General features: G+C 64.5%; 18 protein-coding genes and 1 pseudogene. 11 read left to right on the top strand and 8 right to left on the bottom strand.

Annotated elements, in window-relative coordinates:
- Positions 1–172 precede the first annotated feature (172 nt).
- Entirely contained in the window at positions 173–841 is a 669-nt protein-coding gene (locus tag AB0H00_RS09610) for a helix-turn-helix domain-containing protein (protein WP_357263565.1), read from the top strand.
- Positions 842–938: 97 nt separating this feature from the next.
- Here AB0H00_RS09610 and AB0H00_RS09615 read toward each other — a convergent pair whose 3' ends face one another.
- A complete protein-coding gene (locus tag AB0H00_RS09615) occupies positions 939–1,535 on the bottom strand; it encodes a helix-turn-helix domain-containing protein (RefSeq protein WP_357263568.1) in 597 nt (198 codons plus the stop codon).
- A 92-nt stretch (positions 1,536–1,627) separates the two neighbouring features.
- Here AB0H00_RS09615 and AB0H00_RS09620 point away from each other — a divergent pair, with 92 nt between their 5' ends.
- The 3 genes from AB0H00_RS09620 (at position 1,628) to AB0H00_RS09630 (ending at position 5,111) form a co-directional block, all read left to right on the top strand.
- Positions 1,628–2,530, top strand: coding sequence for an alpha/beta hydrolase (locus AB0H00_RS09620; RefSeq protein ID WP_357263571.1), 903 nt, complete (start codon positions 1,628–1,630; stop codon positions 2,528–2,530).
- Positions 2,531–2,818: 288 nt separating this feature from the next.
- Entirely contained in the window at positions 2,819–3,568 is a 750-nt protein-coding gene (locus AB0H00_RS09625; RefSeq protein WP_357264356.1) for an alpha/beta hydrolase, read from the top strand.
- A 964-nt stretch (positions 3,569–4,532) separates the two neighbouring features.
- A complete protein-coding gene (locus AB0H00_RS09630; protein WP_357263574.1) occupies positions 4,533–5,111 on the top strand; it encodes a TetR/AcrR family transcriptional regulator in 579 nt (192 codons plus the stop codon).
- Positions 5,112–5,146: 35 nt separating this feature from the next.
- Here the strand turns inward: AB0H00_RS09630 and AB0H00_RS09635 are convergent, their stop codons facing one another.
- The 3 genes from AB0H00_RS09635 to AB0H00_RS09645 are packed head-to-tail and all read right to left on the bottom strand — an operon-like array spanning position 5,147 to position 8,618.
- Positions 5,147–6,682 (bottom strand): AMP-binding protein, encoded by a 1,536-nt coding sequence (locus tag AB0H00_RS09635; protein WP_357263577.1) that lies wholly within the window; start codon positions 6,680–6,682, stop codon positions 5,147–5,149.
- 11 nt (positions 6,683–6,693) lie between these two features.
- The gene (locus tag AB0H00_RS09640; RefSeq protein WP_357264359.1) at positions 6,694–7,641 is read right to left on the bottom strand and encodes an alpha/beta fold hydrolase; all 948 of its coding nucleotides are present in this window, start codon (positions 7,639–7,641) and stop codon (positions 6,694–6,696) included.
- Positions 7,642–7,649: 8 nt separating this feature from the next.
- Positions 7,650–8,618, bottom strand: a complete 969-nt coding sequence (locus AB0H00_RS09645) for an enoyl-CoA hydratase/isomerase family protein (RefSeq protein ID WP_357263580.1) — start codon at positions 8,616–8,618, stop codon at positions 7,650–7,652.
- Between the two features lie 166 nt (positions 8,619–8,784).
- Between AB0H00_RS09645 and AB0H00_RS09650 the strand changes: the two genes are divergently transcribed.
- On the top strand, positions 8,785–9,489 hold the full coding sequence (locus AB0H00_RS09650; RefSeq protein WP_357263583.1) for a WHG domain-containing protein: 705 nt from the start codon (positions 8,785–8,787) through the stop codon (positions 9,487–9,489).
- A gap of 226 nt (positions 9,490–9,715) precedes the next feature.
- Here the strand turns inward: AB0H00_RS09650 and AB0H00_RS09655 are convergent, their stop codons facing one another.
- Entirely contained in the window at positions 9,716–10,453 is a 738-nt protein-coding gene (locus AB0H00_RS09655; protein ID WP_357263585.1) for a short-chain dehydrogenase/reductase, read from the bottom strand.
- A gap of 420 nt (positions 10,454–10,873) precedes the next feature.
- Between AB0H00_RS09655 and AB0H00_RS09660 the strand changes: the two genes are divergently transcribed.
- From AB0H00_RS09660 to AB0H00_RS09670, 3 genes are all read left to right on the top strand, one after another.
- Complete coding sequence (locus tag AB0H00_RS09660) at positions 10,874–11,962, top strand: alkene reductase (protein ID WP_357263588.1); 1,089 nt, start codon at positions 10,874–10,876, stop codon at positions 11,960–11,962.
- 71 nt (positions 11,963–12,033) lie between these two features.
- Entirely contained in the window at positions 12,034–12,885 is an 852-nt protein-coding gene (locus AB0H00_RS09665) for an alpha/beta hydrolase (protein ID WP_357263591.1), read from the top strand.
- A 366-nt stretch (positions 12,886–13,251) separates the two neighbouring features.
- On the top strand, positions 13,252–14,118 hold the full coding sequence (locus AB0H00_RS09670; RefSeq protein WP_357263594.1) for an alpha/beta hydrolase: 867 nt from the start codon (positions 13,252–13,254) through the stop codon (positions 14,116–14,118).
- A 102-nt stretch (positions 14,119–14,220) separates the two neighbouring features.
- On the opposite strand, the gene AB0H00_RS09675 is transcribed toward AB0H00_RS09670, so the two are convergent.
- Both AB0H00_RS09675 and AB0H00_RS09680 read right to left on the bottom strand, forming a co-directional pair.
- The gene (locus tag AB0H00_RS09675; protein ID WP_357263597.1) at positions 14,221–14,853 is read right to left on the bottom strand and encodes a glyoxalase; all 633 of its coding nucleotides are present in this window, start codon (positions 14,851–14,853) and stop codon (positions 14,221–14,223) included.
- Positions 14,854–14,968: 115 nt separating this feature from the next.
- Positions 14,969–16,501 carry an FAD-dependent monooxygenase gene (locus tag AB0H00_RS09680; protein WP_357263600.1) on the bottom strand — a complete coding sequence of 511 codons (1,533 nt, stop codon included), beginning with the start codon at positions 16,499–16,501 and terminating at the stop codon, positions 14,969–14,971.
- A gap of 159 nt (positions 16,502–16,660) precedes the next feature.
- Between AB0H00_RS09680 and AB0H00_RS09685 the strand changes: the two are divergent.
- Together AB0H00_RS09685 and AB0H00_RS09690 are read left to right on the top strand one after the other, a co-directional pair.
- A pseudogene (locus AB0H00_RS09685) lies at positions 16,661–16,897 on the top strand (IS5/IS1182 family transposase); the annotation flags it as partial.
- Positions 16,898–17,119: 222 nt separating this feature from the next.
- A complete protein-coding gene (locus tag AB0H00_RS09690; protein WP_357263603.1) occupies positions 17,120–18,472 on the top strand; it encodes a 2OG-Fe(II) oxygenase in 1,353 nt (450 codons plus the stop codon).
- Between the two features lie 173 nt (positions 18,473–18,645).
- Here the strand turns inward: AB0H00_RS09690 and AB0H00_RS09695 are convergent, their stop codons facing one another.
- Positions 18,646–18,831 (bottom strand): hypothetical protein, encoded by a 186-nt coding sequence (locus tag AB0H00_RS09695; RefSeq protein WP_357263606.1) that lies wholly within the window; start codon positions 18,829–18,831, stop codon positions 18,646–18,648.
- Between the two features lie 571 nt (positions 18,832–19,402).
- Here AB0H00_RS09695 and AB0H00_RS09700 point away from each other — a divergent pair.
- On the top strand, positions 19,403–19,993 hold the full coding sequence (locus AB0H00_RS09700; protein WP_357263609.1) for a TetR/AcrR family transcriptional regulator: 591 nt from the start codon (positions 19,403–19,405) through the stop codon (positions 19,991–19,993).
- The last annotated feature ends 121 nt before the right edge of the window (positions 19,994–20,114 follow it).

Here is a 20,114-nt window from a genome sequence, read left to right on the forward strand (position 1 = left end):
CCCGACCTCGCAGGTCCGGCTCGGTTCCGTGTCCGCACCGACGGAGTCGACGCCATCGGAACCTCCACGGTCGCATCAGCTTCGCGGTGCTGGTCCGATGTCGGGAGTCGTGTCGTCCCCGGATGCGAGATAGGCTGCTATAGGAAATGGTAGTAGCGACTATACTTTGCTCATGAGTGGCTCACGGGTGTACGGGCAGAACTGTGGTTTGGCGCGCGCGCTTGATGTGCTGGGCGAGCGGTGGACGTTGTTGGTGATTCGTGAGCTGAACATGGGTCCACGGCGGTATAAAGACCTGGTCGAGACGTTGCCCGGGATGGGAACGAACTTGTTGGCCGCACGCTTGAAGACACTCGAGGCGGCGAAGGTGATTCGGCCGGTACTACTGCCGCCGCCTGCATCGGTACGGGCGTATGAGCTGACCGAGTTCGGCAAACAGTTACGGCCGATGCTTGCCCAGCTCGCGGTGTGGGGACTCCAACTCGACGTGCCGGACGACGATGACGCCGAGTCGCGCGCTTCGTGGACCCTGCTGCCAATGGTGGCAACGGCCGATCCGGTCAAGATCGGTTCGCTGGATGCGATCGTCGAGCTGAGGGTCGGTGCGGAAGTGATGTGGATCAAGGCCGACAGCAATGGGCTGGATCTCGCCTCGGGCGCTGCGGTGATCACGCCCGACCTTGTCGTCGAAACCGACGTGCCAACATTCATCGCGTTGAGCGAGGGTAGTATTTCGCCTGCTCAGGCCATCAAGGACAATTCCGTGACCGTCCGGGGAGACCGCAAACTGTTGACGCGTTTCTTCCGCGTATTCCGCCTCCCACGGCGTCAGGATGCCTAGTATCAGCTGCCGGACAGAGCCCATTCGCGTCGGCTGACGCGGACTCCCTCCCAGATGGCGACAGCCGATAGGACCGCGTCGAACGAATCAGGTGAGCTCAGCGGTTTGTTGCTTGGCTGATGAGAGCCTCCGCTGCTCTCCTGGCATGTGTCCAGGGTGCCGGATCATCGAGCGAGGTGGACAAGGCGGCTGCGCCCTCGTACAGGACGGCGAGCTGGTCGCCCAGTAGCTGGGGGTCTGCCGCGCCAGCCTGTCGGGCCAACTCGATAAGGCCGGCGATGTAGTTCCGCTTGTGCGCGTGGACGATGTCTTGAACGCCAGGCATCGCCTCGGCTGCCTCGACCGCCGCGTTGTGGAACGGGCAGCCGCGCATCGCCGCGTCGGCGGTATCCGGGCTGTCGAACAAAGCGAGCAGCCGCGAACGCGGATTCGAATCGGACTTCGGCGGCGTGTCCGTGATGTCACCCGCCGCTTGCCGTAGCATGCGCAGATACTCCTCCACCAACGCGGTCTTGCTCGGAAAGTGTTGGTAGAGAGTTCTTTTCGACACGGACGCTGTGGTCGCGATCAGTTCGACACCGGTGGCGTTGATGCCCTCGTTGTAGAACAGTTCGGTGGCTGCCTTCAGGATGCGCTGACGCGCGCCACGCCCTCCCCGGCGGGTGGGTTCCTGGGTATCGGTGAGCGAAGTCATGAAGTAAGTATACCGATCTGTTTACAAGTGGCGGGATGTCGGGTACGGTCGACTTCAAAGGTACACCAATCGGTTTACATCAGGAGGAAGTCATGGCAGAGCGGCGATCCACTCAGCGCGTTCCCGAACGTCATCAGCAGGCGCAGAGCACTCATGCGGGCGGCACGTCGTATAAAGATGTGCCGACGAAATCCGTGCAGGTCGGCGCAACGCGGTTCGCATATCGCGAGCTGGGGCTCGATACCGGCGTACCGGTGGTCTTCTTGAATCACTTGGGTGCGAATCTGGACAACTGGGACCCCAGAGTGGTCGACGGCATCGCGGCGAAGCGCCGCGTGATCACCTTCGACAACCGCGGCGTCGGCGCGTCCGAAGGCCGGACACCGGACTCGGTCGAGGCGATGGCACGAGATGCTGTCGCCTTCATCCGCGCGCTGCGCTTGGACCAGGTCGACATATTGGGATTCTCGCTGGGAGGTTTCGTAGCGCAGGTGATCGCTCGAGAAGAGCCGGAGCTCGTTCGCAAGCTGATCCTGGCGGGGACGGGTCCGGCGGGAGGTGAAGGAATCGTCGACGTGACTTCGGTGACTTACCGCGACACGTTCAAGGCGGTGGCTACTTTCAAGGATCCGAAGGAAAATTTGTTCTTCACCAGAACCGCACACGGCAAGTCGGAGGCTCGTGCGTTCGTGACACGGTTGAAGGAACGCAGCGGGGACCGCGACAAGGCGATTTCACTGCGAGCATTCCGCACTCAGCTCGAGGCTATCCACGCGTGGGGCGCGCAGGAGCCCTCCGACCTGAGCCGTATCCAACACCCGGTTCTCGTAGCCAACGGTGAGGACGATCGGATGGTGCCGACCAGCAATTCCTTCGACTTGCAACGTCGTCTCCCCAACGCGAAGCTCCGCATCTATGTCGACGCGGGGCATGGCGGGATCTTTCAGTATCACGAAAGGTTCGTCGGAGAGGCGCTCGAATTCTTGACGTCATGAGTCTCGGCAGTGTCGGTTTCGCACTTGGTCCGCCAGACCGAAAGGGGAGTCTGCACAATAGGTGTCGCGGGAATGGCCCCCAATAGCGCTACACGCCGACTGTGGTCTCTATATGAACGAAGTTGCCGCAGCGAGTTCGACGTCGAGGAGATCTCACGGATGTTCAGCGAATTCACGACCCACGACGTAGATGTCGACGGCGTCCGTATCCACGCGCGTGTCGGCGGCGAGGGGCCACCGGTGCTGCTGCTCCATGGCTACCCGCAAACCCATGTGATCTGGCGTGAGGTGGCAGCAGCGTTGGCCGAGTCACACACCGTCGTCGTATCCGATCTGCGTGGGTATGGCGACTCGGGCAAGCCCGCCTCGGAAATCGATCATTCGTCGTACGGTAAACGTGCGATGGCCGCGGACCAGGTCGGGTTGATGACTGCCTTGGGACACGACCGTTTCGCGATCGTCGGTCACGACCGCGGTGCTCGAGTCGCCCATCGACTGTGCCTCGACCATGCCGAGCGGGTCGAACGAGCCGCGGTCCTCGACATTGTTCCGACCCGACATGTTTTCGCGAACGTGGACCGCGCTTTGGCAACCTTCTACGACCACTGGTTCTTCCTCGCCGAGGAACCGGATCTGCCCGAAGTTCTGATCGGCGGCGCGCCTGAGTATTTTCTGCGCCGAAAGCTCCAGCAGTGGTCCGGCCCCGGCGCGGAATTCGACGAAGCGGCCATAGCCGAGTATGTGCGGTGCTTCAGTGATCCCGAGGCGATCCGGGCGAGCTGCGAGGACTATCGCGCGGCCGCCTCGATTGATCTCGAACACGACGAGGCCGATGCGGTGGCGGGCCGCCGCGTCACCTGCCCGCTCCTGGTCCTGTGGGGTGCTCGCGGCTTCGTCGGAACCCGCTACGACGTGGTCGAGGTATGGCGTCGGTACGCCGACGACGTTCGCGGCCAAGGCTTGGACTGCGGCCATTTCATCCCGGAAGAAGCCCCACAGCAGACGGTCGACGCCTTGCGCGATTTCCTGTCGACGTAGAGTCAGCACAGCGGCCCAGCGCCGGGGGCGGAACACGCGGGTGTTCCGACGCCAGATGCCGGTGACGATCGCATCTGCCGCCTCCGCGGGTGTGATCCGCTTCCGCAACAGCGCAGGCAGGGTGCCGAGCAACTGCTGCGCAGCCGGATCGGTATCGACGCTCAGCCGGATCATGTCTGTGTCGACGAGCGCGAAGTACACGGTGGTCACAGTCACGTCATGAGAGGCGAGCTCCACTCGCAGTCCGCGACCGAGTTGCTCGATCGCCGCGTTGCTCATGGCATACGGAAGCGTGTGCAACTGGTCGGCGTGCCAGCCGAGGTCGAGTAGTCCGTCGAGGGACTTCAGGTCGGTAACCCTGCCGAGGATGCCGCGCATCCCGGCTCGCACCTGGTGCGCGGCGAGGGTCTCGGTGCGGCCCGAGAGGACATGGTCCGCCGCGTCGGTCGTCGTTGCGGTGGGCCGGCCGATGCCGACGACGTCGCACTCGCCGGAGTCGACGGCCGCGTCCATCGCAGCGCGAGATCTGAAGCCACCAGTGACCGCCAGCGGGACGTTGCCGGCAAGAGTGCGAACCGTGCGGGCGTACTCGAGGAAGTAGGCTTCGCGAGCCCGTGTGCTGTCCGCCGCCGCGCCCATCATTGCCGGCGCCTCGTAGCTTCCACCGTTGGCTCCAAGTCGTGTAGAGCTGTTCGAGGCGACCGTCGGGGGAGTTCCTCTTGGTGCCGAGCCCTTCGCTCGAGGCGGCCTTCATGATCCGATTGGGGAGCACCTGTCCACGCGGCAGTGCCAGTGGGTCGCGCAGGGAGGTCATAGGGATGTGTTCCTTCGCGGGTCACGCGTGGGCTGCCACTGGCCTGGCTATCGTTGGGGCAGGCATTCTCTTGCGTTGAATTACAATCATAATATAATTTAGGCCGGGTGGCCAGGTGCAATGGCCGGTCTGGCGTCGAAGGAGTGTGGGATGCGTTACGGGAGTGAGCACAAGGAAGCAACGAGGCGTCGGATTGTCGAGGCGGCCGGTCGTCGGTTCAAGCAGGACGGCATCGATGGCTCCGGGGTCGCTACCTTGATGAAGGATGCGGGGCTGACGAACGGCGCCTTCTATGCCCACTTCGCGTCCAAGGAAGATCTGGTCGCGAACGCCCTCGCCGACCAGCTGAGTGAGCAGCGTGCCAGAGTCGGTGCCCAGGTGCGAGATCGTGCCGAACTCGAGCAGTTCGTGCGTGAGTATCTCTCGGCGGAGCATCGTGACAGTCGCGAGGAGGGCTGCCCCTCGGCCGCTCTACTCGACGAGATCGGGCGGTGTGCGGATGCGACGAGGCGGGCGTACACCACCGGAGTGTTGGCGATAATCGATGACATAGCTGCCTTACTGCCTCCGGATAATCCGGGATCGGCGCGCATGCGGGTGCTCAGCGTTTTCGCCATGATGGCCGGGACACTGCAGCTCTCGCGTGCACTCGCAGACCGGCAGCTCGCTGACAACGTCTTGGACCAGGGCGTCCGGAATGCGCTGGTGTTATTGGACATCGGGCAGTGAGATCGGACCCGCCGCAGGGCCTGCAGGCGGGTCGGTCACGACCCAGCGGCGGCTGCGGCATGGGCCGTCCGTAGGGAAACCTTGTCGATCTTGCCGACTGCGTTCTTCGGGATGGCGTCCACTACGAAGTACGAGGTCGGGCGCTTGTAGGGGGTGAGATGCCGGGCGCATGCCGCTTTCAGCCAGGCGGGGTCGACAGTCGAGTTCGGTCGTGGTTGCACGTAGGCGACGACGATCTCGCCCCATTTTGCGTCGGGCACGCCGATCACGGCGGCCTCCACGACGGCCGGGTGGCCGACAAGGACGTCCTCGATCTCCTTGGGGTAGAGGTTCTCGCCGCCACGAATGATCATGTCTTTCGATCGCCCGACGAGTGTCAGATAGCCCTGAGCGTCGAGGTGGCCGATGTCACCGGTGTGTAGCCAGCCATCGACGATGACGCGCGCCGTTTCCTCCGGGCGGCCGAGGTAGCCACGCATGACGTTGGGGCCCCGCACGACGACCTCACCGTCGACCCCGGCCGCCACCTCGGAACCGGCTGCGTCGAGGATCCGAATCTCCTGCCCCGGGAAGGGAAGTCCCACTGTGCCGGCGCGTCGTGGGCCTACGAGGGGATTGATGGTGGAGCCGCATGTTCCTTCGGACAGCCCGTAGCCCTCGATGAGCGGGAATCCGTATCGAGCCTCGAATCGAACCAACAGATCGGCCGAGACCGGTGCCGCGCCGCAGATTCCGAAACGCAACGATGATGTGTCGGGCCGAATATTCGCCGGGAGCGCGGCAAGCATGCTGTAGATCGTCGGCACCCCGCTGAAGAAGGTGGGGCGCTCGCTTTCGACGAGGCCGAAGAAGGATCTTGGATCGAACCGGCCTGCGATGACGACACTCGCCCCGGCGAGCAGCGGCGTGAGGATACTGACGACGATGCCGTTGACATGGAAGAGCGGCAGGATCAGCAGGCACCGGTCCGCCGGTGTCAGCTGCAGCGATTCGACTCCCATGGCCACCATGGCGTCGATGTTTGCGTGGTCGAGCATCACGCCTTTCGGTACGCCGGTGGTGCCGCTGGTGTAGATGAGCAGGGCGACCGTGGACGGGTCCACCCGCGGCGGCTGTCGAACCCACTCGACCGCCGCTTGATAAAGGACGTCCAACACGGACGGTTGCGGCTGTGGTTCGAGAACCGAACTCACTGCTTCGGTGTGCAGATCCCCCACGGCGAGCGTGGTGACGCCGCCGACCGGAGTCGCGTCGTCCTCGACCACCAGCAGGCGGGCCCCGGAGTCGCTGAGCTGTCGGACGATCTCGATGTCGGTCAGGTTCGGATTGACCGGCGTGATGGTCGCGTCGAGCCGCCAAGCCGCGAACAGCAGAACCACGAACTCGACACGGTTCCGCAGTCGGAGCGCTACGACATCACCGGGACCGATTTCGAGCTCTCGCAGGTGATGAGTGGCCGCTCGGACACGTTTCAACAGTTGAGCGTTGTCGAGTGACTGAGACCCATCGGAGATCGCAGGCCCATGCGGGTCCAGGGTGGCGCGGCGGTCGGGCAGAGAAGCAAAATTCATCGCGAGCGTACCTATCTCGATGTAGCGCGATCCGGTATAAGAGTCGAGGGGGTGGGTGCCGAGGCGAACTGGCGGGTCAGGAACTCGATCTGGTCGCTGACCAACGCCTCGAAGGCATCGCCGAGGTAGAAGTCGAAGTGGCCGGCGTCGTACCTCTTGATCTCCCCCCGTGGCGCGGTCCGCGCATATCGGAGGGTCTGGGCGAGCGGCGTGACGGTGTCGGTGTTGCTGACGCAGAAGAGGATGGGGATGGTGACTTTTCTCGCCACACGTCCGGGCCGGTAGCCGGCGATGGTCGGAATGACTCGTGCCGCTGCCTTGTTCACGAACGTCGTCCCCGCGGGAATCAGCGCCTGGTACCCGGGAAGGGCATCCGGCGCGTTCATCAGGGCCGGCGAACCGGGAGGTGCGGCAAGGGGAATCGTCACCGGTGCTTTCCCGCGGACCTTGGCCGCCAGGTCCCGGATGAGAAACGGAGCCAACTCGAGCGTGGCGACAGGGCCCAACGCGAGCGCGGAGGCCAAACCGTCGGTGAAGGGGCACTGGGCCACGGCCGCGCGCAGTTCAGGATGGCGCGACGCGACGGTGATGGCATGGCCACCGCCGAAGGAACTGCCCCACACCGCGACGCGTGCGCCGTCGACGTCGCGACGGGCTTTCACGTAGTCGATGGCGGCATCCCAGTCGACCAGCTGCTTTTTGATCGACAGCAGCTGACGGGGTGCACCGCCGCTGTCGCCGAAGTGCCGGTAGGTGAAGGCCAAACAGGCGATGCCGGCCTTGGCGAAGCGCTCGGCGAAAGCGTCCAAACGCATCTCGCGGGTCGCACCGAGGCCGTGCCCGAGGACGACGACGGGCGGCGCGGCGACACCAGTGGGGAGATAGAGCCACGCGGCACAGGTGTTGTCGCCGGAGGAGAAGTAGACATCCTGACGGGTGAAAGGCTGCTCAGCGGCCATGGCCGGACTCACCGCCCGTTCGTAGAGCGACGCCCTGGCACAGTGCCCAGTTCGAGAGCTCGCTTGTAGATGTCCGGGTTGTAAAGGGGGAGTTCCCCGGAGGATTCTGTGCTCTCCATGTAGTCGAGCATCAGTTGCTGACCGTCTTTCGACAGTGCGGTGCCGAGGAACTCGGTGCGTTCGACGTGCAGGCCGTCCGTCAGCGACATCGAGCCGCCGAAGTACACCGCCCTCTTGATCGCCGCGACCGATCCCTTCGTCCGCGAGCCGAAGTGCGCTGCGAGTTCGACCGCCCTCGTGACGACTTCGTCCGGTGGGACCACAGCGTCGACGGCCCCGTCGGCGAGCGCCTGCGCGGGCGTGAACGGTTTACCTTCCAGGATCGCGACCAAGGACTTGTGGGTGCCGATCAGGCGAGTCAGCCGCTGGCTGCCGCCACCGCCGGGCATAATGCCGAGGAGGACCTCCGGTTGGCCGATGAAGAAGTTGCCGTCGGCCATCACCCGAAGATCGTTTGCCCAGGCGAACTCCGCCCCGAGGCCGAGCGCCGAACCGTTGAGAGCGGCGATGAAGATGACGCCGCTGCGGTTCATCCGCAGGAACGTCGCGTGCAGGCGTTCGAGTTCGACCGCGGGACCCAGCGGGGTACGGTTCACCAAGGGCGCCAGGACGCGGGCTCGGTCCACATTCCTGGCCGTGCGCGCGACGACGGAGGCGCCGCGCCGGCCGACTGGAGGCACCGCGGCGCCCCCCTCCTGTAACCAGCGGACATCGGCATGGCTGACGAACCGCTCGGGATGCGCCCCGGTGAAGACGACCGCGTGCACGCTCGGGTCGCGGTCGACGCGGTCCACCAACGCCTCCAGCTGGTTGGCGATCTCGAGGCCGAACACCCCGTGCGGGCCGCCGTCGAGGCGCACGATCAAAACGGAGTCGCGGTCCTCGACATTCAGGTGTCCCTTGCTGTGGTGTCTCATCGATTCTGCTTCCGTGGTGGAAAGTTGATGTGGCCGGCGAGCCGAGCGGGCGCCTGGCCGCGATGACAATAACGAAGTTACAAGTCTAGAATAACGAAGTTACAGTATGCGTGGCAAGAGCCCCGCGGACGCGGAACCGGGGCGTGCTGTGGGGGCAGGTGGAAATATGAGGAACGTGTCAGAGGATTCGATGACGGAAGGCGTGCCGGAGCGGCTCGTCAGGGCAACTATCGGTCTGCTGGCCGAGCAGGGGCCTTCGGCCATCAAGGCGCGGACGGTAGCGTCGGCGACCGGGCTGTCGACGATGGTGGTCTACAGCCACTTCGGTGGGATCCCCGAGCTCGTCCGAGCTGTCGTCGACCAGGGATTCAAGGAACTCGACCGAGCATTCTCCCGTATGCCGGTGACCGCGGATCCGATCGCGGATCTCTTCACGATGGCGTTGACATGTCGGCGGGTCGCCCGGGAGAACCCCCACCTCTATGACTTGATGTTCGGTCTGTCCACGCGCGCGACTTATCGACCGATGGGGGATTCCGACATTCGTTTCAGCGGGCGGTCGCCGGCCTTCCGAGACGCCTACGTGCACATGGTCGACGCGTGCCAACGGCTTGTGGACTCCGGCCGGATCGAGCAGCAGGAACCCGAGGTCGTCGCCGCTCAGTCGTGGAGCTTCGTGCACGGCTACATCACCCTCGAGTTGGCCGAGCACTTCGCCGATTTCAACGACGCGGTGAGGCAGGTGATGCTGCCGATGGGCGTCAACTTCTCGGTCGGACTCGGCGACGAGCGGGAACGGGCCCAGGCCTCGCATGAGGTGGCCCTGCGCTTTGACGACTCGATCAATCCTCGGCCTGCCCATCCTCGGTGAGCAGGGCCATCGGTGTGGCCTCCTTGCTCGCCGGTGGCGGCGAACTCGGCCAGGGCGCTCATGCCGAGCCGGTCGGCCGGTGTTGTGCCGGTCGGTTGTCGGCTCCCGGAGCGAGCTGGTCATGGCGCCCCAGTGCCTCGACCTCCCGCTCCAGGGCCGGAACCATTTCGGCCGCGAACCGCCTCGCCCAAGGCCAGGCCAACGGTGAGTTCACGGCACCCTTCGCTCAGTTGGCCACGGCGACCGCGCGCGGGACGTATACGCGGGCACGTCGCCGCGCGAGTCCATCGATGATCGCGGCCGCTGCCTCGTCGACGCTTGTCGTGACGTTGCCGGGATAGGGCAGTTGTTCGCGGATTCCCTGGAACGACGGCAGGTCCGCTTCCGCGCCTCGGACAAGGTCGGTGTCTATCCAGGAGGGGTGGACCACGCCGACGGTGACACCGAGGTGTGCCACCTCTTGGCGGTAGCCCAGGGTCAGCATTTCGACTCCGGCTTTGCTCGCACCGTAGGAAGCCAATCCGGCCAGGGGCATGAAGGACAGTGCGGACGCGACGACCAGCACGTGACCTCGGGTGCGCTCCAGATGCGGTGTCGCGTGCTCGAGGGTGCGGAAGACGCCGTTGAGGTTGATGTCCACAACGCGATCGAACGACGCCTCATCCATCTGCCGCACGGTCCCGTAGGCCGCGACCCCAGCATTGGCGACAAGGAAGTCGACGCCACCCATGACTTCCGCGCAGTCATCGATCGCCGACCGCAGTGCGCTGCCGTCGCGCACGTCGGCCTCCCGCCAGCATGCTGTAGGACCCAGGTCGGCGGCTAGCGTGCGCAATCTATCGGGCTCGAGTCCGATCAAGGCCACTTGTGCGCCTCGGGCGGCGGCAAGGCGTGCCACCTTTTCCCCGATGCCGCGTGCTGCACCGGTAACTACCAGTCGTCGACCCGCCAAGCTTCGTTGCATCAGCCGAGGATAACTTCGTTATACCTGGAAGGCGAGAGTGTGCGAGGTGATCGCGGGTGAAGTGGGACTGTCGTCGTCGTGGCTATCCGCCTGCATCGAGCCGGCGCTCAGCGAGCGCGATGCGGCGGTCTCGGAAGTATTCGCCGAGCCGGTGGTGTCGCCAACCGATCAGCGGGTTCACCGTCATCGGTGGATTAAGTAAACCGTTCGGTGTATGTTTGGGTGGCTACGCCGGCGGTGCGTTTTTGCCGAGGGCGTCGAACGCGATCGCCTCGGCTCACGCCAGGGTCGGCTGGACGCTGACGACTTGCGCCCTGTGGCATTGCGAAATCTGATATCAGTTACTATATTTTTTTAAAGTGACGATCGGTCGGAGCGCTGTCGTCGTTCGCCATCCCGACCTATCAGGAGGATCACCCCATGTCTGTCGCTTTCAAGCCGGTACGAATCGGACCTTGGGATCTGCCGCAGTCGTTCGTCATGGCGCCATTGACTCGTAGCCGCGCGGGGGAAGGCAATGTGCCCACGGCGATGAACGCCGAGTACTACACCCAGCGCGCCGGAGCGGGGCTGATTGTCACGGAGGGCACTGCACCCAGTGCTGTCGGCCAGGGCTACCCCACCGTGCCCGGGCTCTACACCGACGAGCAGGTCGCCGGGTGGCGCCTCGTCGCCGATGGCGTTCACGGTGCCGGTGGCACGATCGCCGCGCAGTTGATGCATGTGGGCCGGATCGCGCATGCCAGCAACAAGGGGGGCGTGGACACGATCGCACCAAGCGCCGTCCAGGCTCCCGGCCAGATGTTCACCTCGACAGGCATGGTCGATCACGATGTACCGCGGGCGATCGAGACCGGTGAAATCGCGGGAATTGTCGCCGAATTCGTCGAGGCGGCCCGCAACGCGATCAGCGCCGGTCTCGACGGCGTCGAGATCCACGGGGCCAACGGCTATCTGCTGCACCAGTTCCTCGATCCGACTGTCAACCTCCGCGACGACGAGTTCGGTGGCACGCCAGAGAATCGGGCTCGTTTCGTCATCGAGGTGGTCACGGCAGTCGCCGACGCTATCGGGGCTGACCGTGTCGGCTTGCGGCTCTCGCCCGGTAATCAGTTGAACGGTATCGGCGAGGTGCTCGGCACTGACCTCGCCGCCACCTACCGGAATGTCGTAGAGGGGATCACGCCGTTGGGACTGGCATACCTGAGCATTTTGGCCACTCCGTTCGAGTCCCTCGAACCACTCGTCCGAGACCTCCGCATGCGATTCGGCGGCTCGGTGCTCCTGAACATCGGCGCTCCGGTGGCGACGTCGCTGGAGACGGTCGAGGAACTTTTGAACAAGGGCGTGGCCGACGCCGTTGTCGTGGGCCGGGCGTTCCTTGCCAACCCTGATCTCGTGGAGCGTTGGCGCGCCGGCGCGGAGCTGAACGAGGTGGACTTCACCACGCTGTACGGCGGCAGCTCGCACGGGTACACCGACTATCCGCGCCTCTCCGAAGCATCCTGAGCCGCAGAGTTTCACCACCCAGTCGGCGCTCACACCACCGACTACTCGGACCACATCATGAGGAGAACGATATGAATACCTACACACCTGTCAACGCCGCCGAGAACCTGCATATCGATGCGGCGTCGGCTCGTTTCACCTACCGCCGGATGGGCCCTCGCGGTGGAGTTCCGCTCGTGCTGCTGCACCGCTTCCGCGCCACCGTCGACTGGTGGGACCCGGAGTTTCTCGACATCCTTGCCGTCGAGCGTGACGTCATCCTGTTCGACAACATCGGTATCGGATACACCGGCGGTGAAGCCCTCACCACCGTCGAGGGGTTCGCCGCGGGCGCGATCGAATTCATCGAAGCCCTAGGGCTGACCGAGGTCGACCTGCTCGGCTGGTCCTTCGGCGGTGTGGTCGCACAGGCGGTCACGCTCACACGACCCGATCTCGTCCGCAAGTTGATCGTCGCGGGAAGCGGATCGGGTCTCGCCCCCAACATGCCGACCATCAGCGAGCGGGTCCTCGGAATCATGGCCAAGCCGGACGCCGACCTCGAGGACATGCTGTATCTGTTCTATCCCGAAACCGAAGAGGCTCGGAAGCTGGGGCTCGAACACTTCGACAAGGTCGCGGCCGCGATGCCGACAGACGCCCCGGTGGTGAACGAGGCGGCTGCCATGGGTCAGCTCCAAGCGATCACCGCCGCTCTGGCGACCCCATGGGAGCAGGTTGTCGCCGGGCTCGGGACTATTCGGCAACCTGTGCTCTACGTCAACGGCATGCACGATGTCATGATCCATGCATTCGCGTCGTACTCCGCGGTGGAACACCTGCCGTCGGCCAAGTTGGTGCTGTACGGAGATGCCGGCCACGCGTTCCTGTTTCAGCATCTCGAGGAATTCACGGCAGAAGTCAAGTCTTTCCTCGCGCACTGAGCCGCTTTCTGCCGTTGGTCCATGAATAGATTTGTGTGCCAACCAGTTTCGTCAGCGACGGCGGGCCCGCGACATTCAATGAAGGCGACCGCCGCTCCCGTTGGCGCTACCGCGGTCTCCGACCAGCTACGCGAACAGCGCGAGCGGCTCGCCGCGGTCGCTCCCGGCCGCTGGACTCGAGGCCGGCGACGCCGGACACTCCTCCTCGAGGTCCGGCGCACCCGGCCGATGTCGGCCGGCTCATTTCATTCGGTGCGACCACTTGCGCAGCGATAGAATTATGATCATACTTTAATCGCCCGTCTACAACCTGGAGGCGTGGTGCGCAACCAGTCACGCAAATCTCACCCACAGAAGGAAATGGCTATGAACAACAGACAAGAAGCCCGAGACGACGTGGTGACGTCGTACCAGAACGCGCCGACCCGTACCGTCTCCGCCGGTGGCGTGAACTTCGCCTACCGCGAACTCGGCCCGAAGACCGGCGTCCCGGTGGTCCTTCTGACCCACCTGGCCGCGGTCCTCGACAACTGGGACCCTCGGGTCGTGGACGGCATCGCCTCGAAACATCGGGTCATCACCTTCGACAATCGCGGCGTCGGCGCGTCCACCGGCTCGACGCCGAACACCATCCAGGCGATGGCGAAGGATGCCGTCACCTTCATCCGCGCGCTGGGTTTCACCGAGGTCGACCTCCTGGGCTTCTCCATGGGCGGCATGATCGCCCAGGCGATCGCTCAGGACGAACCACAACTCGTTCGCAAGCTGATCATCGCCGGCACGGGACCCGCAGGCGGCGAGGGCATCACGAACGTGACCAGGATTTCGCACCTCGACACGATGCGAGGACTGCTCACGTTGCAGGACCCGAAGCAGTTCCTGTTCTTCACCAGAACTCCCAACGGGCGTCGGGCAGGCAAAGAATTCCTCGCACGCCTGAAGGAACGCACCCACAACCGGGACAAGGCGATCTCACTGAAGTCCTATGGCGCACAGCTCGGGGCAATCCACCGCTGGGGACTCGAGCAGCCGTCCGACCTCTCCGTCATTCGCCAGCCCGTGCTCGTCGTGAACGGCGAGAGCGACAAGATGGTGCCGACGACGAACTCGGTCGACCTGGCTCGCCGCCTGCCCGACAGTGAACTGGTGATCTATCCCGACGCCGGCCACGGCGGCATTTTCCAGTTCCACGGACAGTTCGTCGAAAAGGCCCTCGAATTCCTCGCCCGGTAAAACCGGAGCAAGCACGATGCCCTCGTGCTCGGCCACGGCACCCGTGTCGACCTCCAACATCGCGGCCACTACTTCGCCCGGTCCAGTCGTCCGACCGACCGCTCAGGCCGAGGCTACTTCCCACATGAAACCATCCGGGTCAGCGAAGGGCCCGATATCGCCGCCGATGACGATCCGGTGTGACCCGGTGCCCTCCGGTGGGACGCCGGCGTCCTTGGCGGCGGCGCGGCGCCCGTAGAGCGCCAGCTTCACCGAAGAAGGTGGGGTGTCGAACTCGACGTACTTGCTACCGAAGCTCTTCGCCACGGCCAGGCCGCGGTCGAGGTAGAACTGTTTGGTCGCCTTGACGTTGTCGACGCCGAGGAGCACCACGAAATTATCGACCTCCCGGGTAGCCGGGCCGGTGTCCTTCTTCGACGACGTCGCGATCTTCCAGATCGCCCCGTCCGGAGCCTGGACGACGCCGCCGTAGCCCCAGAAGCTCTTCTTGGCGGGCTTCAGCGTCGTCGCCCCCGCGTCCAGAGCAGTGCCGATGAGGCTGTCGACGGTGCTCGGCTGAGACACCACGAGCGACAGTATGAAGCCACGAAAGCCGGTCGACGGCGCCTCGGAGGCACGCACGCGCACCTTGTCGCCAAGACCGAACGCGGCGGCGTAGAAGGCCGCGGCGGCCGCGGTGTCGGGCACCTCGAGGATGACGGACTCGATAGAGGTCTGATCAGTGGTGATGTTCATGGCAGTAACGCTAATAGCTGCTCGGTGATCATCGCTTCTCGATTCCTGATCGGTCCGCTCATCCATTCGCGATGCGCATCACCGCTCTCGCCACCGCCGTGGCCGACAGCGCCGATCAGGGCTGATCGGGTGCGCCGAACCAGCCGGAGAGCGCTTCTCGCAGTGCGAGCGCGGCGGTGTCGGTGGGTTCGTCGATGGTTGCGGCCCAGGCGATGTGGGCGTCCGGGCGGATCAGTAGGGCGTCTGCTGGTCGGTTATCGGTTTTCGCCGTGCGGATGTCTATCCGGTGCTGCCAGTCTCGGCCGATCTCGCGGAGGTCGGGGCGGTCGGTGAGGTCGAGCAGGATGGGCCGTGCGGTGTGCATGAGTTCCGCGACGCTGGTGACGCCCTGGTCGGTGTGCAGGGTGAGGTCGGGCGCGAAGGTGCCGGCCAAGGCGTGGTGGTCGGAGCCCGGCATCGGATAGCGGATGTCGGCGTGGGCGACGAGGGCACCCATACGGCGCAATGCCGGTTCATCCATGATCAGTTCCTGGAAGACCTGCCGAAGCGCTTCGGCGGCTCGGTCGTGTCCGCGCCTCAACGCCACCTGGGCCCGGGTCTGTAGCAGCGCACGTGCGCCGGCGAAGTGGCGTTCGTGGTGATAGGTGTCCAGCAGGCCGGTCGGCGCCCAGCCGTGGATGTCGGCGCCGAGCTTCCAGGCGAGGTTGACCGCGTCGAGCATGCCGACATTGAGCGCGGTGCCGGTGGCGGGGAGCAGGTGGGCCGCATCGCCTGCCAGCATGACCCGCCTGTCGCGGTATCGTTCGGCCTGCCGATCCTTGAAGGTGTAACGCGACAGCCGAATCGGTTCTCCCATGGGGAGATCCGCGCCGAGCACGCGGCGAGCACTTTCCGCGAGCTCGGTCAGGGTCAGCGGCTCGTCGTCGTCGTATTCGGTGGACTCGTCTTCGGTGGTCTGAAGGGACAGAATCCCGGAGGTGATCGCGAACGCGAACACACCGCGATCTGTTCGTGTGAAACCCGCACGGATCCTGCCCAGCCCGGGGACCTCGATGTCGCCGTTACCGAGCACAGTCACCGAATCGGCCACGGTGACCTGGCCCAGCCGGTTGACCTCCGGATATGTGGTGCCGGGAAACGCGATCTCGGCCATGTCGCGGACCCGGCTGCGCCCGCCGTCGCAGCCCACCAGGTACCGTGCGGTCACCCGGTAGGGCCCGTCCGGCCCGCGCACGTCCGCGGTCACCGCGGCGTCGTCCTGGCTCATCCCGACCACCTCGTGTCCGCGACGGATGTCGGCGCCGAGTTCGCGGGCGCGGTCGTCGAGTAGTCGTTCGATTTCCAGTTGTGGGAGCGGCAATGCCCGCAGTGGGGGATCTGCCAGGTGTGTGAAATCCAGATGCATATTGCCGAACGGAAATCGGGGAGCCACGTTGGGGTCGCTGCTGGCTGCTTCGAATCGGTCCAGAATGCCTCGGTAGCGCAGCAAGTCCAGGATCCGCCCGCCGATACCGCTGGCCTTCGGGGTGTCTCGCGGCTGCGACTGTCGTTCCAGTACCAGCGATCGCACTCCGGCCAGGCGCAGCTCACCGGCCAGCATCAGGCCGCTCGGGCCTGCGCCCACGATGATTACGTCGATATCCGTCACTCGTTACTCCCATTTCCGCAGGTTCTGGCTTCGGCCGACGAGTATGCGGCACGACCCGGGTCTTGCCGCAAGCCCCCCGGTGCGCTATACGTTGAGAGTGGAAAGGGGTAGGTACTCTCCGGTGCAACCCGCGACGAACTCGCCGGACGTGGCTTACGTGGACAGATCGCTCACAAAGGCGAGAAGGCACCCGTCCAAGCCGGCAGTCGCTGGTATGTAGAACGTACGAACTCCTGGCACAACGCGTTCAACCGCCTCCAACGCTGCTACGAGCGCCGCGAGGTCGTCATCGACGCGTTCTTCGATCTCGCCGATGCGATCATCACCGTGCGCAGCCTGATTCGCAAAGCATGGAACCTCTACCGCTGGGACACCCGACCAGCACGCCGCCCATGAAGACCACAATTGGCGCACCTGTAAGTGGGTTCGCGGGCCGGAATTTGCGCACTAACCGGGCCTTAGTAGTGCGGTAGTGGCTTACCTGCGTACGGCATAGACCGGCCCGGGGCCCCGGCCGACTCACAGTTCCCGATGTTCCGAAGGTGCGGCATCGGGGGCTGGATCGTCGGTGGGCCCTGAAAGGATGCCCGCGAACGTTGTCGAACATGGGAGAAGTGCATGACGGACAAGACTTTACGGGTGATCGGCGAGCTCATGGGTTCGGTGCCGGGGGCGGGTTCATTCGCTGCGCGTCGGACGGGCTCGGCGGAGAACCTGGTGATCGAGGTAGATGGGGTGGGGCCGATCCGGTTGCCGGTGACGCCGGCTCAGGCGCGGCGACTGTGCGAGGTCGCGCGGCCGGCGCGGTATGGTCTGCGCGAGCAGACCCTATTGGACGCGAATGTGCGCGACACATGGGAGGTTCCGCGGGACCGGATAACGGTCGACGAGCGGCAGTGGCGCGAGACGTTGCTGCCCATGCTGGACATACTGCGCGCCGAGCTAGGTCTGGTTCCGGACTGCGAGTTGTCGGCGGAGCTGCATTCGATGCTGGTGTACGAGGCGGGACAATTCTTTCAGCGCCATCAGGATTCGGAGAAGGCCGACGGCATGATCGGCACGTTGGTGGTGACTCTGCCTTCGGCGTTCACCGGCGGGGAGCTGGTGATCGAGCAGCAGGGGATGAAGGTCACCGACCAGGGTTCGCCGGAGAAGCTGTCGTTCGTCGCGTTCTATGGCGACTGTGAGCATGAGGTGCTGCCGGTCACCGACGGTTTCCGGATCACGCTGACCTACAACCTGGTGGCGAAGGGGCGTACCGGCCACGACGCCGCCGCTTTCGCCATGCATCCGTCGGTCGCGTTACTGGCCGAGCAGTTACGCGCGCATTTCACCACACCGGTGGAATTGCCGACGTGGCGTCCGCACCGCGAGCCGAAACGCCCACCTCGTCAACTCGTCTACCTGCTCGATCATCAGTATTCCCAGCACGGATTCGGGTGGGATCAGCTCAAGGGCGGCGATGCTGCCCGTGCTGGGATGATGCTCGCGGCGGCCGATATCGCGGGGTACGACACGTCGCTGGCGCTCGCGGAGGTCGAGGACTCCTACGAGGAGGATTACACCTCGTGGATGTTGATCTATCGTCAGCGTTGGGAGCGCGTTGAGGACGGGTGGAAATGCGTCGAGAGCGCTGACATGGAGTTCGATGAAGACGGGGACATGGTGGAGCCTGTGCCCGATGACCCCGCGAGCCTTCCGGTGTGCTCGAGCCTTCCTTTGGTCCCGGGATCGGAAGATCTCGGCGAGCTGCGCTGGTCGACCATCGCATTGACGTGGCTGATCGACCGGTCAGGGGCGGCTGGTGAGCCCGTTGTGCGGCAGGTTTGGGATGAGGAGTTGTGTACGGGCGCATCGAAGTCGACGCTGGAGCCGTTCGCGTCGGAAATCGAGGGTTACACGGGAAATGAAGGAAACACCGCCATTTTCTGGTACAGGCGCGCGGCGATCATCATCCGGCCCCGTCAGTAGAACGGCCCGGCAAGCAATCCCGGCGTCGACCTTCGAGGCGGGACGACCTGTCAGCCACGGGCTGACGAGTCGGCGGGTTGCCTCTGCCGCTGTTCGATCGGGGCGAGTCAGGTCAGAAGTAGCGCTTGTGACGGCCGCAGCGACCGTGGGTGCTCGTATCCGGCCTGTGAGTTTTACGGATGCCACGCAGCGTCTGAACCGGACCGCAAAGTCGCCAGTCGGTGCGCGTGCTCCACGGCGATGCGCCGAAGCACCGGCAACTGGGGCGAATCGGTCACGTCCTGGCCATATGCGTCGACGAACGCATCACGGAATCCATTCTCCCCGACCCCGATGCTGTCCACAGCGACTACAGCCATGCCCAATACGGTGAAACCCGTTCCTGCGCTATCGAGTTCGGCGAGAACGGTCGAACCTTCGGGCGCTATGCGGAGGTTGCCGGTGTGCGGGGCGTCATGCACTACCCCGATCGATCCGAGGACCAGATCCCGATAGGCGCACTCGGTGAGCCATTGAGTCCTCAGCCAATTCAGGTCCGAGCGATCCAGCGAAGGATCGGCGGATTCCAACCTGAGCGAAGCCGCCCGAAATGGATCCCAACAGGGCAGGTCGCCGACATCGCCGGCCAGCGCTATGTGGTGCAGCGTTTCTCGACCATCGGCGACCGTTTCATGCCCTGCTGCACTACTAGAGGACACGCATCCCGCGAAAGCTCGAGTCGGTCTGCAAACCATAGACCGCTGGTGAGCCCCGCCGTCGACACCGACCTCGGCGCGCACTCATGCAGGCCGAGATGCCGACGAGGAAGTGCGGCGCACTGAGGAGGACCGACGAGCATTGCCCGTTCGCGGCCCTCCTCTTTCACGCGTAGATCTACATTTTGTAGCCTACTCTTTGTAGTTGAACTGAAGCGCCGCCGAAGGGAGGGCAATGACGACGACACCGAGTCGGCTGTCCAAGTACGCAAGGCGGGAGCAGTTGCTCGACACCGCCATGGCGGTCGTGCGCGCCCAGGGCACCGACGGGCTGACCCTGGTCACCCTCGCGGAGGCCGCTGGGGTGAGCAGACCCATCGTGTACGACCATTTCGGCACCCGCCCCGGCCTGCTGCTTGCGCTCTACCGGCGACTCGAAGAACGACACCGAACCGCGACGACACAGGCGTTGCGGGATGCCGCACACATTCCGGGCGAGATCGCCCGCGTTATGAGTACCGCATATTTCGCCTGCGCCACCGACATGCCAGAGTTCAACGCCATTTCCGCCGCGCTGAAAGGAAATCCGGAAATGGAGGCAATTCAGTACGAGATGCTCGACAACTACACGGAGGCGATGGCCGCCGCACTACTACCACATTCCAGCCTCACAACCGATGGCCTTAGGCTGCGCTGCATCGGTGTGCTGGGCGCCGCCGAAGCGATTGCCGCAGAGCTGAACCGAGAACGGACAACCATCGCCGACGCGATCACCGCGCTGACCGACCTCATCGCGGGCAGCCTCGACACCGAGCCCGACCGCTAGCCTCGGCCAATCACCCGTAGCATGCAGGTCCAGTATGCATGAACAGGCATTCCAATCTGCTGCCACTATTTGCGATCGGGGATCCTGCGACGAATTGGTGCAGGAACCTTTCTATAGAAAC

Source organism: Nocardia sp. NPDC023852 (assembly GCF_040639505.1).
In the GTDB taxonomy this organism is placed as follows: Bacteria; Actinomycetota; Actinomycetes; order Mycobacteriales; family Mycobacteriaceae; genus Nocardia.

Coding starts and splice junctions, on each gene's coding strand:
- AB0H00_RS09610 (WP_357263565.1), top strand. CDS start 173: ATGAGTGGCTCACGGGTGTACGGGCAGAACTGTGGTTTGGCGCGCGCG.
- AB0H00_RS09615 (WP_357263568.1), bottom strand. CDS start 1,535: ATGACTTCGCTCACCGATACCCAGGAACCCACCCGCCGGGGAGGGCGT.
- AB0H00_RS09620 (WP_357263571.1), top strand. CDS start 1,628: ATGGCAGAGCGGCGATCCACTCAGCGCGTTCCCGAACGTCATCAGCAG.
- AB0H00_RS09630 (WP_357263574.1), top strand. CDS start 4,533: ATGCGTTACGGGAGTGAGCACAAGGAAGCAACGAGGCGTCGGATTGTC.
- AB0H00_RS09635 (WP_357263577.1), bottom strand. CDS start 6,682: ATGAATTTTGCTTCTCTGCCCGACCGCCGCGCCACCCTGGACCCGCAT.
- AB0H00_RS09640 (WP_357264359.1), bottom strand. CDS start 7,641: ATGGCCGCTGAGCAGCCTTTCACCCGTCAGGATGTCTACTTCTCCTCC.
- AB0H00_RS09645 (WP_357263580.1), bottom strand. CDS start 8,618: ATGAGACACCACAGCAAGGGACACCTGAATGTCGAGGACCGCGACTCC.
- AB0H00_RS09650 (WP_357263583.1), top strand. CDS start 8,785: ATGAGGAACGTGTCAGAGGATTCGATGACGGAAGGCGTGCCGGAGCGG.
- AB0H00_RS09655 (WP_357263585.1), bottom strand. CDS start 10,453: ATGCAACGAAGCTTGGCGGGTCGACGACTGGTAGTTACCGGTGCAGCA.
- AB0H00_RS09660 (WP_357263588.1), top strand. CDS start 10,874: ATGTCTGTCGCTTTCAAGCCGGTACGAATCGGACCTTGGGATCTGCCG.
- AB0H00_RS09665 (WP_357263591.1), top strand. CDS start 12,034: ATGAATACCTACACACCTGTCAACGCCGCCGAGAACCTGCATATCGAT.
- AB0H00_RS09670 (WP_357263594.1), top strand. CDS start 13,252: ATGAACAACAGACAAGAAGCCCGAGACGACGTGGTGACGTCGTACCAG.
- AB0H00_RS09675 (WP_357263597.1), bottom strand. CDS start 14,853: ATGAACATCACCACTGATCAGACCTCTATCGAGTCCGTCATCCTCGAG.
- AB0H00_RS09690 (WP_357263603.1), top strand. CDS start 17,120: ATGACGGACAAGACTTTACGGGTGATCGGCGAGCTCATGGGTTCGGTG.
- AB0H00_RS09695 (WP_357263606.1), bottom strand. CDS start 18,831: ATGGCTGTAGTCGCTGTGGACAGCATCGGGGTCGGGGAGAATGGATTC.
- AB0H00_RS09700 (WP_357263609.1), top strand. CDS start 19,403: ATGACGACGACACCGAGTCGGCTGTCCAAGTACGCAAGGCGGGAGCAG.